This is a genomic window from Sphingobacterium sp. Lzh-3, from assembly GCF_046764375.1.
Lineage (GTDB): Bacteria > Bacteroidota > Bacteroidia > Sphingobacteriales > Sphingobacteriaceae > Sphingobacterium.
Window position 1 is genome coordinate 1,796,047 of sequence record NZ_CP177226.1, and the last position, 11,641, is coordinate 1,807,687.

At 39.7% G+C, this 11,641-nt stretch carries 11 protein-coding genes and 1 tRNA gene; 6 read left to right on the forward strand and 6 right to left on the reverse strand.

Going from position 1 to position 11,641, the window contains the following annotated elements; all coding sequences use genetic code 11:
- Window positions 1-37 precede the first annotated feature (37 nt).
- Window positions 38-3,100 (forward strand): DUF5107 domain-containing protein, encoded by a 3,063-nt coding sequence (locus ACLCDV_RS07210; protein ID WP_317667872.1) that lies wholly within the window; start codon window positions 38-40, stop codon window positions 3,098-3,100.
- Between the two features lie 84 nt (window positions 3,101-3,184).
- Here the strand turns inward: ACLCDV_RS07210 and ACLCDV_RS07215 are convergent, their stop codons facing one another.
- From ACLCDV_RS07215 to ACLCDV_RS07225, 3 genes are all read right to left on the reverse strand, one after another.
- A complete protein-coding gene (locus ACLCDV_RS07215) occupies window positions 3,185-3,424 on the reverse strand; it encodes a hypothetical protein (RefSeq protein ID WP_411973294.1) in 240 nt (79 codons plus the stop codon).
- Between the two features lie 87 nt (window positions 3,425-3,511).
- Window positions 3,512-3,588, reverse strand: a tRNA-Pro gene (locus ACLCDV_RS07220).
- Between the two features lie 161 nt (window positions 3,589-3,749).
- Window positions 3,750-4,313, reverse strand: coding sequence for a porin family protein (locus ACLCDV_RS07225; protein WP_317667870.1), 564 nt, complete (start codon window positions 4,311-4,313; stop codon window positions 3,750-3,752).
- Window positions 4,314-4,670: 357 nt separating this feature from the next.
- Here ACLCDV_RS07225 and ACLCDV_RS07230 point away from each other — a divergent pair, with 357 nt between their 5' ends.
- Genes ACLCDV_RS07230 through ACLCDV_RS07240 form a run of 3 tightly spaced genes read left to right on the forward strand, consistent with a single transcriptional unit; the run spans window position 4,671 to window position 8,007 of the window.
- On the forward strand, window positions 4,671-5,204 hold the full coding sequence (locus ACLCDV_RS07230) for an RNA polymerase sigma-70 factor (protein WP_153845037.1): 534 nt from the start codon (window positions 4,671-4,673) through the stop codon (window positions 5,202-5,204).
- Window positions 5,201-6,169, forward strand: a complete 969-nt coding sequence (locus ACLCDV_RS07235; RefSeq protein ID WP_411973295.1) for a FecR family protein — start codon at window positions 5,201-5,203, stop codon at window positions 6,167-6,169. Before ACLCDV_RS07230 ends, ACLCDV_RS07235 begins: the two co-directional genes overlap by 4 nt.
- A 47-nt stretch (window positions 6,170-6,216) precedes the next feature.
- Entirely contained in the window at window positions 6,217-8,007 is a 1,791-nt protein-coding gene (locus ACLCDV_RS07240; protein WP_411973296.1) for a hypothetical protein, read from the forward strand.
- A gap of 127 nt (window positions 8,008-8,134) precedes the next feature.
- Here ACLCDV_RS07240 and ACLCDV_RS07245 read toward each other — a convergent pair whose 3' ends face one another.
- The 3 genes from ACLCDV_RS07245 to ACLCDV_RS07255 all read right to left on the reverse strand — a co-directional run bounded on the left by ACLCDV_RS07245 (window position 8,135) and on the right by ACLCDV_RS07255 (window position 9,462).
- Window positions 8,135-8,584 (reverse strand): KTSC domain-containing protein, encoded by a 450-nt coding sequence (locus ACLCDV_RS07245; protein ID WP_088160655.1) that lies wholly within the window; start codon window positions 8,582-8,584, stop codon window positions 8,135-8,137.
- Window positions 8,585-8,639: 55 nt separating this feature from the next.
- The gene (locus tag ACLCDV_RS07250) at window positions 8,640-8,861 is read right to left on the reverse strand and encodes a VF530 family DNA-binding protein (protein WP_411973297.1); all 222 of its coding nucleotides are present in this window, start codon (window positions 8,859-8,861) and stop codon (window positions 8,640-8,642) included.
- Between the two features lie 82 nt (window positions 8,862-8,943).
- Window positions 8,944-9,462 carry an NAD(P)H-dependent oxidoreductase gene (locus tag ACLCDV_RS07255; RefSeq protein WP_317667867.1) on the reverse strand — a complete coding sequence of 173 codons (519 nt, stop codon included), beginning with the start codon at window positions 9,460-9,462 and terminating at the stop codon, window positions 8,944-8,946.
- A gap of 215 nt (window positions 9,463-9,677) precedes the next feature.
- On the opposite strand from ACLCDV_RS07255, the gene ACLCDV_RS07260 reads away from it, so the two are divergent.
- Together ACLCDV_RS07260 and ACLCDV_RS07265 are read left to right on the forward strand one after the other, a co-directional pair.
- Window positions 9,678-10,235, forward strand: a complete 558-nt coding sequence (locus ACLCDV_RS07260; protein WP_075991650.1) for an RNA polymerase sigma factor — start codon at window positions 9,678-9,680, stop codon at window positions 10,233-10,235.
- A 188-nt stretch (window positions 10,236-10,423) separates the two neighbouring features.
- Complete coding sequence (locus ACLCDV_RS07265) at window positions 10,424-11,524, forward strand: FecR family protein (protein WP_411973298.1); 1,101 nt, start codon at window positions 10,424-10,426, stop codon at window positions 11,522-11,524.
- Window positions 11,525-11,641: the final 117 nt, after the last annotated feature.

An 11,641-nucleotide genomic window follows, 5' to 3' on the forward strand; every position in this document is an offset into this window, starting at 1 on the left:
GCCATTAAAATTGTGAAATTTTTAAATTAAAACGCCAATGAAAAAGTGGATTATGTTATGGGCAATGGGCAGCTGTGTGCCAGGAGTTTTTGCACAGCATCCGGCAAAGGTTTCTGAGCTTAAGAAACGTTATGTAACCTATCCCTTTACGGATCCGGATCCCATAGCTTCAGCTCAAAAGTTGTATCCTTATTTCCGCTTTGACGGTTTTACAAATACGGCTATTGAAAAGGACTGGAAAACCGTTATCCTGGAAAACGATTATATTCGGGTACAGGTGATGCCAGAGATCGGTGGGAAAATTTGGTCGGCCTATGATAAGGTCAATAAGCGGGACTATATTTACAATAATGGCGTTGTGAAATTTAGGGATATTGCCATGCGGGGACCATGGACGAGTGGTGGTATCGAAGCGAATTATGGTATTATTGGACACACGCCCAATACTTCTACCCCGGTCGATTACCTTACGCAGGAAAATGCGGATGGAAGCGTAAGTTGCTTTATCCACGCTTATGATATGCTGAGCCGTAGTAACTGGACCTTGGAGATCCGATTAGAAAAAGACAAAGGTTATTTTTCTACACGCTCCTTTTGGTATAATGCCAATGCGGTTGAACAACCTTATTATACCTGGATGAATCTGGGTGTTGCTGCGGGACAAGATCTGAAGTTTTTGTATCCCGGAAATCAATATATCGGTCATGATGGCGATGCGCATGCCTGGCCTATCGATAGCCAGGGACGTGATCTTTCTAACTATAGCGAGAATGCTTTTGGTAGTTCTAAATCATATCATGTATTGGGCGCGCATAGTAATGCTTTTGGGGTTTACTATACAGATCATAATTATGGAATGGCCCGTTATGCCCTCCGTGAAGATAAGTTAGGGAAAAAGATATTTCTTTGGTCGCAGGCTGGAGATGGCAAGATTTGGGAAAATTTATTGACTGATCAGAGTGGGCAATATGTGGAAATCCAAAGTGGACGTCTGTTCAATCAAAATGTTCCTTCCAGCAGCCAGACCCCCTTTAAACAACTTGGATTTGCGCCTTATCAAAGTGACAGCTGGACGGAATACTGGATGCCATTTTCAGGGATAGGAAAACCGAAGGAGATACAACTGTCAGCAGCAATTCAGATAAAACGTGAGAACAATAAGCTATTCTTGGATCTTGATCCAAAGCGACCTTTAAAAGATAGTATATATGTGCTTGATAGCATAGGTACTGTATTAAATCGAAGTTTTATTGAAGCCCAATTGGGCGAACCTACCAGATTATCCTTGATGGTAGCAACCGACTCAAGACCTAGCTATCTGAAATTGGGGCAGGATTATTTTAATCTCAGAACGGATACATCTTGGTCAAAACTGAATAGACCTACTGTAATTTCAGCGGAAGTAAGCTCAGATACGGGGCAGACCAAATTATTGGAGATACGTGATCTCATTCGCTTCAGGCAATATACGCTTGCGGAAGTAAAATTAAAGGAGCTGATCCAGCATGGCGCTACTTCGCAGACCTACCTTGAAATGGCCAAACTGGCCTGGTTTAAAATGGAATATCAGCAATGTTATGCCTATGCCCGGCAAGCATTGTCTATGGATACTTATGATGCACAGGCAAATTATTACTATGGTTTGGCAGCGATTAAGCTAAAAAAAGATAACGATGCTTTAGATGGTTTTGAAGTCGCGTCATTAAATCCAACTTGGCGAAGTGCTTCCTATGTGCAAATGGCCAAATATTACTATCGGATTAAACAATATGAACGTGCAGGAGATTATATCACAAAAGCTGTGGTGGCCAATCCGCTAAATATAGATGCCTTGCAGATGGACGTGTTGGTTCAGCGCAAAAGAGGAGCTGTAACAGATCGTCTTTCCCATCAGACAATTCTCCAATATGATCCGTTTAATGCCTTTCTCCAATTTGAGGAAAAGAAGACATTTTCATCCAGGCAAGAGTTTGCCGCTGAAAAGCTGATGGAACTGGCGATATGGTATGCTGATCTTGGAGAGTTTGAATCGGCCACCGATCTACTCCGTTCGGGACAGAAGAATACGGAAGCTTTAATTTGGCTCGCTTGGCTGACGCGATCGAATAAGTCGATCAGTCAGGAATGGTTAAATCGGGCAACGCAAAGTAAGCCGGCTTTTGTCTTCCCATTTCGAGAAGAAAGTAACCAAGTATTCCAATGGGCAAAAAAAGAGAACAGTAAAAGTTGGACTATCGATTATCTGACTGCACTATTGTATCGTTTCAGAAATCAACCCCAAAAAGCAAGAGAAATTTTGTCGGCAGTAACGCAGGAGCCAACAGATTTTGCGGCCTATTATGCGCTGAAATCAAGTTTGCAAGATACGAGCCGCAAAGATCTGGCGGTACAGATGATGCAGCAGGCAACCTTGATGGAACCACAAGAATGGCGATATGGGCTACATTTGGTGGAGCTCCTAAACAATAGTCAGTCTTATAAAGAAGCCCTTAAGGTGAGTACAGCATATCATCGCAAATTTCCGAAGAATTATATACTAACCTTAGCACAGGTACGTACATTGTTATTGGGGAAAGAATACATGCGGGCTGAGAAAGAATTGGAAGAGGTGACCATACTTCCATTTGAAGGTGCAACTGAAGGCCATCGGTATTATGTACAGACCAAATTAATGTTGGCCTACCAATTTATCCTTGAAAAGAAATATAATGAGGCAAAGTTGAAAATTGCGGAATCGAGATTATGGCCCATGAATTTGGGTGTTGGGGAGCCTTATGCCGATGAAAAAAATGAAATATTGGCCGACTGGCTTGAACTGCATTTGCAGCAAGGGAATAATCAGGGAAATCCAGATCTTTTGAAAAAAATTGCCCAGAGTAAACCTTCAAAAAACAGGTATGAACTGATGCTTCGTGAACTTGCAGAAGAACAATTAAAGCTGTCGAAAGGGGAGGGATCTGCCGCGAAGAAGGATGATTTAAAAGGAATGATTCCTTCGGATCATGATCTTTTCAAGCGGATTAAAGAAGGAACCCTTGCAAGTTATTGGCCTGTATTGATCCGAAATATCTATTTTGAACAGGATCAACGGTTATTCTGATGCGGTGTTAACGTTGCAAGGATATGTTAATCACATTAAAAAGTAGTCGCTTTTGCGACCACTTTTTAATGTGATATTTTCAGATTAATCTAAGCCTATACGAATGGCTTGTTCAACTGGAGTATATCCGTCTGTGGAATCCGTTATCGCTAATTCTCCCCTCAACAGCAAGGGCGGTTGTGCCATAAATTTAGGAAGAGTTCCACTGTGTGGTTGAGCTGAATGGACTAGAAACGGATGGCAAAGATAAACTGTACCTGCTTTACCCGTTGCATACACCTCTTTCCTTTTGGGCAGCTCGTCCAACTTATTCGAAAGCTGCATAAACGAAAGACCAAACTCTCCCGGGGCCGGGAGTAGGTTCTGTTCTGGCTTAGATAAAAAAAGCCCTAACAGTCGTTAGAGCTTCTCTGGTCGGGATGGCCGGATTTGAACCGACGACCTCCAGCACCCCATGCTGGCGCGATACCGGGCTACGCTACATCCCGTTTATTCCAATTTGATCAGAAGTCTTATTTTAAATAGGACGATTAGCCGGAATAATTTTTTTGTAGGGCTAAAATAGTAATTATTGACAAAAAATAAAATGTAAATACGAAAAAACGCCATTCTATTTAGAATGGCGTTTTTCTTCACTAATAGATGCTGATTAGAACTTGTAACCGACCATAATGCCGATTGTTTTATTTTTTGCATCTAAGGTCTTGTCGATATTCGTAAAACCATGGCTGTAATAAGCATCTAATGTAAGGCGGCTGATATCTACACCGATCCCGACTCTACCATCAAATGAAAATTTCTTATAATCGGTAGTTGCGCTGGACTTTACTGTTTTTACATCATAGTTTAACTGCGGTCCCAATAGCCCACGGAGGTTGAAGTCGCCGTTTTCCAAAAATTTATAACCGACCTGTAGTGGTAGATTTATTTGATAGAATTTAGGTGTTTTCTGCACATTTTCGAAGGTATATTCTTTACGTAACAGACTGGCACCGATTCCGGGCTGGAAGAAAACGCGATCTCCTATACGGGCAAATCCTGCTACAGATACGCCGACTTTGCCATTATTATCTTTGACAGACTTGTTACCAAAGGAACTCATATGATAGTTGCTTCCGACCTGTAAACCATAAGTGATATCTTGCGCTTGTGTAGTACCTGCAATTCCTAATAATGTCAATCCCAACAGGGCTACTTTGAATGTTGTTTTCATTGTTAAATTATTTTTTGTGATCAATTGTATGTTGTTCTTTCCTTTATGACAATGGAAAATCCATATACCCTTAGAAAAAAAATATTTTATAAAATAGATGACTTACCTTTAGTCGTCACAAAAGCCTTTTTATAAAGTTTTTTGGGTAAATATCATTTGACCGATGTGAGGATGCCACATACTCGCCTGAGCATCTATACGAAAAGAATTACGAATAGGGATAAATAAGGGATTTGAAATTATATGGCGGTATCGAAGTTGATATTAAAAAAAAGTGAAAAATATGTAAGGGTAATAGTCTATTGGGGTGTCTTACTAATAAAGTGGATTATTTAAACAATAAGACAGATTTGATCAATGTCGGAAAATAAAGAAAAGAATTTTGAGCAGCTTTTTCGGGCGCACTACAAAGAGTTACATCGTTATGCCTACCGGTATCTAGGCGATAGTGATGTAGCGGAAGAGGTTGTGCAACAGGTGTTTTTGCGGCTTTGGGAACGCGATTGGGAGGAGCAGATACATACTTCATTAAAAGCGTATTTATATCGGGCTATTTATAATGAAAGTATGAATGTGCTGAAAAAGGAGCAACGTAAGCTAAAATATCAATCCCACGAACAGCATAGACAGGATTTTGTACCTGCGGTGGATGAAAGTACGCGGGATTTGAACGAAAAGCTACAGGTCGCATTAGCGGAATTACCTGAAAAAAGCCGAACGGTCTTTGAGTTAAGCCGTTTTCAGGAAATGAAATATAAGGATATCGCAGTAACCCTGGATCTGTCGATAAAAACTGTTGAGGGACATATGAGCAAGGCACTGAAGCATTTGCGTATCGAACTTATGGATTATTTAACATTGATTATTTGCTTTCTTATCTATACGCTATGAATAAGGAACTGTTAGAAAGATATATCATTGGTGAGACCAATGAAATAGAGAATAGCATGATACACGATTGGTTAGAAGAAGACGCTAACAATAAGGAGGAGTACATAAAAATGAAAAAAATGTGGGATAGTTTGCCCAAACCCCTGGATGTTCCTGATGTGAACGTGGATAAGGCTTGGGCTGACTTCAAAGTTGTGCGAGATAAAAGAGCGGCAGAAGCTGCGGTAATCCCCCCAAAAAAGACTTCTGTAATTCAATGGAGCTGGTGGTTAGCAGCAAGTATCTTGGTCTTTTGTGCTGTAGGATTCTATGTGTTTGATCAATCTCATCGTGAGGAAATGTTTCTTTCGAGTATGGAGCAAGTACGACAAGATTCCTTACCTGATGGTTCGGTAGTTACCTTAAATAAAAATACGGAGCTGGCTTATTCAAGCAGATGGACCAATAAAAATAGAAATGTGGCTTTGAAGAGAGGAGAAGTGTTTTTTCAGGTTCACAAGGATAAAAAACATCCCTTTGTCATTGAGACAGGTAAAACCAAAATTACGGTATTGGGCACCAGCTTTAATGTGCGCCGAACATCAGATGCGACGGAAGTTATTGTTGCTACAGGATTGGTTAAAGTCGGTTATGCAAATAAGGAAGTCTTTTTGCGACCACAACAAATGATTACAATCCGGGATAGTGATACAATAAAAGTAGGAAAGGAACCTGTCAAGGATCAATTTTATAAATATTATGTGGATCGTCTGTTTGATTTTGAGAACACCCCATTGCAGCGTGTTGTTGAGTTGCTAAATCAAGCTTATGCATATAAGATTATTATTGACCATCCTGCTGATCAGAAATTATTATTGACAGCAAAATTCGAACAAAATAGTTTAACTGAAATTTTGAAAGTCATTTCTAGCACATTTGGATTAAAAGTAAATGTGAAAGGCAGAGAGATTCATCTGACGAGGTGAGCCAACAGATAGATATATTTTCAGAACAAAATTGTATAGAAAACAACATGATACTATTTTTTATAAAGAGGGTAGAGCTTTATCTCTTCATTTTAATGCTGTGTTCGTTCCATTTGGGAAGGGCACAGCAAAAGCTCGCTGCAGCGATTCAAATACCAGCCTATCCAGAGACTACAGTAGGTGAAGTTTTTCGCTTGTTGAAGGAGCAGCAGGATGTATTGTTCTCCTTTAATGGAAACATCCTACAGACAGACAGTGTGATTCATACTAAGGCCTTCAAAGGGAATTTGTATGATTATCTGGATCGAATTTTGGGCAAGGAATATAGTTTTAAAGAACTTGGAAGGCATATTATTATTCAATATACACCTCAGCGGATGTCGGTGGAGTTTGAAGTGAAGACACCTCATAAAAACAAAGTTGTTATAGCGGGGTATATCAAAAATATTCGGACTAATAATCCGATTTCCAATGCCAGTATCTTTGATCGAAGTGCTTTATTGTCTACGTTGACGGACCAAAATGGTTACTTTGAGTTGGACGTAAAGAAAAAAAGTAACCTCATTGCAGTGAACGTTAGTAAGGAGGCTTTTCGGGACACCAGTGTTATGGTGATTTTTCCGATAGAAGCGCAAATTGGCGATAAGAAGAAGCGTGAATACGGCTATTTTGAAGGGTATGAAGAAGATCATGGTCTTTATCGATCTTTTTGGGGACGGGTATTTCTGTCTCCTGCCCAAAAGATCCAAAGTATGAATTTAGGCGGGATGTTTTTGTATAGCCCATACCAAATTTCGATGACACCGGGATTAAGTACACATGGTTTTATACAATCGCAAATTGTGAATAAATTTTCCATAAACATTATTGGTGGATCTACTGCGGGGGTAAAAGGTATTGAGCTTGGTGGCGTATTTAATATTAATCAATATGATATGCAAGGCTTGCAAATGGGCGGTGTTTTCAATGCCGTTGGGGGAAGTGTGCATGGCGTACAACTTGCCGGTGTAGGAAACCGTGTGTTCGGAGAAATGAAAGGTTTGCAAATGGCAGGCGTCTTCAATGGTGTGGGAGGAAATGTAAGTGGGGTACAGATCGCCGGTGTGGGAAACCATGTTTCCGGGGAAGTGAAAGGTCTGCAAGTAGCTGGTGTTTTTAACAAAGCAGATACGGTTAGAGGTGTTCAAATCGCTGGTGTTGTAAATTTAGCTAATGAGGCTCCAGGGACGACACAGCTTGCTAGCATACTTAACAATAGTGAATCGACTGTTGGAAGTCAAGTAGCAGGCATCGCTAATAAAGCTAAAAAAGTAAGGGGAGTTCAGCTGGCAGGTATCGTTAATATTGCTGATAGTAGTGATTATCCCATTGGTCTGCTTAATTTTATTAAAAATGGTGAGCAGAGTCTTTCAGTAGCGGTCAATGAGGATAGCTATCTCGGACTACAATTTCGTTCAGGTGGTCGTGTACTCTACAGTATATTATCGATCAATAGGGCACTCGATGGCAATAGACCGGATAAATATGCCTTTGAAGCAGGATTAGGGGCAATATTGATCAATAGGACCAAGTTTAGTCTGCGTACGGAAATAGCTACACGTAATTATCTGACAGAGAAATTTAAAAGCCTGGATAATCATCAGTCGTCGCTGCGGGTAATTCCAGCGTTTAAACTAAGTGAGCGCATGTCTATATTTGTGGCTCCCAGCCTGAACTATGCGGAAAGAGACGAGAATTCAATTTATGGTGGTAGTACATTGTGGAAAGCTTGGCGGAGAGACCGTACCCGAAATACGTTTTATGGTGGTGGAATGGCAGGTCTTATGCTAAAATTATAAAACTAAAAACTATTTGGTAATAGCATTGTTCTATAGATAGCTTTTAAACATTTAACATTTTACGTAAACGCCCGCTATCAATCTGATAGCGGGCGTTTATCTTTGTATAGCTGAGAAAGGACAGTGTTTAAGCAACTGTCGCAGTCTTTAATACATTGCGGTAAGGATAAGAATGGAAGATGTGTCTACGGGCAAATCGACCTAAAGAATCTGCGTTGACAAATTTAATATAGTCATTCCGCTGAACACCGAAATATTCATATTGACTGCCGTCGTGAAAAGTGACTGTCAATATTTGTGCTTTCCAGTCAATATCCTGAATACCAGAATTGGTAATTGTTTCCGTGTAGATCGGCAACTGTTGCTCTAATGTTTCTGGACAGATGCTTACCAGGAAATGGTAGGCTTCAATCATTTCCACACTTTTTTGCTCTGCAGCCAAACGACCTTCTTCATCATTGACAAATTTATCGGGATGACATTCTTTCATGATTGTCCGGTAGGTAGATTTCAGGGTTTTAAGATCCACAGATTTCTCTACGTTAAGTAACTTCCGGTAGTCGGCAATTTTTTTCATGGCGGCAAAGATATGCTTAATAATCAGATTATTCGTTATGAAATATGAAAAAAACTTATTTCTTCAACAAGGTTTTTAAATAGAGCTGTTCGACCTTCTCTCTAGCCCAAGGTGTTTTCCTTAAGAAAGTTAGGGAAGATTTGACGCTCGGGTTGTCATTGAAGCATCGAATGGATATGCGTTGTCCCAATTCTTCCCAACCATAGTACTCCACTAAATATTCAATGATGGTGTCGAGCCTTTTTCCGTGTAATGGATTATTAATTTGTTCTTGCATGCCGTAAAGATAATAATCTTCAAATAATGGATTGCGCTAATTTTTATGGTTTGGATGAAAATGGAGCTGAACCTAGAAATTATTAATATTCTTTAAGTTGTGTGGCTAGCTTTTCTAGTTCTAAATTGAGCTGTTCGTCCCAAATTGCCCCAGTGGCATCCAGTTTCCCTTTGACTCCTTGTATGAGCAGATTTCGTTTTTCGTCAATTTGAGCGCCCAGTCCCTGCAGGATACGTTGTAGTTCGATATGCGCTGTTTCGCCTTGCGCAGCAGCAGTAATGATACTAACGGGTTTATTGGTGAAAACCGTGGTTGCAGCACACCACTCAAGTAGATTTTTTAATCCACTGGGCACACTGAAAATATATTCAGGGCTACTGATCAATACCAAATCGGCATCGTTTATTACCTGACGAAGTGCAATAATTTCAATAGGTGGATGAGACTGGCTCTCTTCAGGATCAAAATGAGGCAGTTCTTTCAGACGGTCAAATACGGTGAAATTGATGTCGGCGTTAATCTCCTGTTGGAGGTGGCTTACAATATGATGATTGGATGAATGTGTATTGGCACTACCTATAATGGCAAAAATAGTTTTCATGTGAGTTTAAATCTAGTCAACAGCTGTATACTGCTGCTGTGTTTTTACTTTGTATATTCTTAATGCAGGAACTAAATTACAATATTCAATTCAAACGATTGACTTTCTTCTTCGTTTCAATGTAATTTTTCGTTTCTTTCTCCTTTTACCGATTAAGTTTATACTTTTGGAACTGAGGACTTATTATTGGCTTTTTTCGGATTATATGCTTTATTATGAGAAATAAAATGGGGTACCGCTTATTGTGGGAACGTATTCGTACTGGAGACGAAACGGCCTTCTTTGATCTATATGCGGCGCTCTATCAAGAGCTTGTCAATTTTGGAATACGCACTTGTGGCGACAGTGACTTGGCAAGTGAAGCAACCGATCAGGTATTTGTTAAAATTTGGGAAAAAAGAGAACAGCTAGATCGGGTAGAAAATGTACAGTCCTATCTCATTACTTTTTTAAAAAGACGTATTCTGCGTCTACTGGAGAAACAACATAAAATCAATACAGCCCTTCAAAATGTGAAAGCTGAAGATGACTGGGTGGAGATGCCCTATGAGGAGTTTGTCATCAAAGTACAGACGAATGAAATTATACAGATCCGTTTGAAGGAGGCGTTGGAGAAGTTGTCTTTTCGTCAGAAACAGCTGGTGAATCTGAAGTTTTTTGAGGGCTATTCCTATGAAAAAATAGCTGAAACTACGCAGATGTCGGTGAAAACTGCCTACAATACGCTTTATGATGCTTTAAAGATTCTGAGGGAGGAATTGAAAGATATCTAAGTTTTGTGTCTGGCTTTTTATTTTAAGGCTTTCAATAATAACATGCGCGTACGATGTTTGCAAAAGTAGGTGTGTTGGTATTTATTGTGTAAAATAATTGATTGATTTTCAGTTATTTGAAAAATAATTTAAATTTTCTTTAGGAAAAAGCCAGGCTTTAGGGCACTATAGAGTAAATACCCAAAAGAATGAGCCAAAAAGATTATAAACAGTTAGAAGATTTTTTGATTGATGATACTTTTCAAAAGTATTGTTCGGGAGAAGATAAAAACTGTATTCTATACTGGCAACAATATAGCCTGAATCATCCAGAACAAGCTGAGACGATTCTGAAAGCCAAACGCCTATTTCAACTCTTGGTTGGTAACCGTAGACCTGTGAATGAGCAATTGGAAAAATTGAAGACAGATCTGCAGAATGCTCCAGTAGAACATCGCGTGTCCTATCGGTTTAATTGGCCTAAATGGGCAGCCATTGCTGCTGTATTTGTCGCTTTGGTATCGGGCGGTATCTGGTATTATGCTCAACCGGGCAAAGTTGATACGACATTACCAATAAGCGCAATTGGCCAGGTTTATCAAACAAAAAATGGTGAAAAAAAGACCTTCGAATTAAGTGACGGAAGTACTGTTACGTTAAACTCCGCGAGTAAACTGGAGTTATCGGCAGATTTCAATCAGGAATTGCGTGTGGTGCGGCTTGCGGGTGAAGGTTATTTTCAGGTGGCCAAGAATAAGGATAAACCTTTTGTGGTACAAGCATCTGATTTTGATATCAAGGTCCTGGGAACAACATTTAATGTGAAGAGTTATTCCGATGAACCCACAGCAGAAGCACTGCTTGTAGAAGGTTCGATTGAAATGACGAGCAAAGGACAGCGTGAAAATTCTGTTGTTATCAAACCGAATCAAAAAATCACGATCTTTAAGAATCAAGCTGAAATAGCAGTCGCTCGTAAAAACAATAAACCAATCGCGAGCAAATTACCGATTAAGGAGATTGCCATAGAGAACATCCCTACAATAGAATCCAATACAGCTGAAATACCAGATATTGCATGGCGTGAAAATAGATTAGAAATCGTGGACCAAGATTTTGAATCGCTTCGCCGGACATTGGAACGCTGGTATGATGTGGATATCCAAATCCAAAATGATCAATTAAAACAATACCGTTTTACGGCAACTTTTAGTAGGGAGAATATTACTCAGGTACTGAGTGCTTTACAGAGCGTTGAACCTTTTAAATTTAATGTATATGGGAGAAAAGTAACTATATCAGAAAAGTAAAAAGGATGGTGGACCAACACCATCCTTCATTGAAAAAATGATTAACCAAAAGCAGCAACATTGGGGCGTGCTGCTTAATATTAATTTTAACCAACACTAAAATATGATTAAAAATTG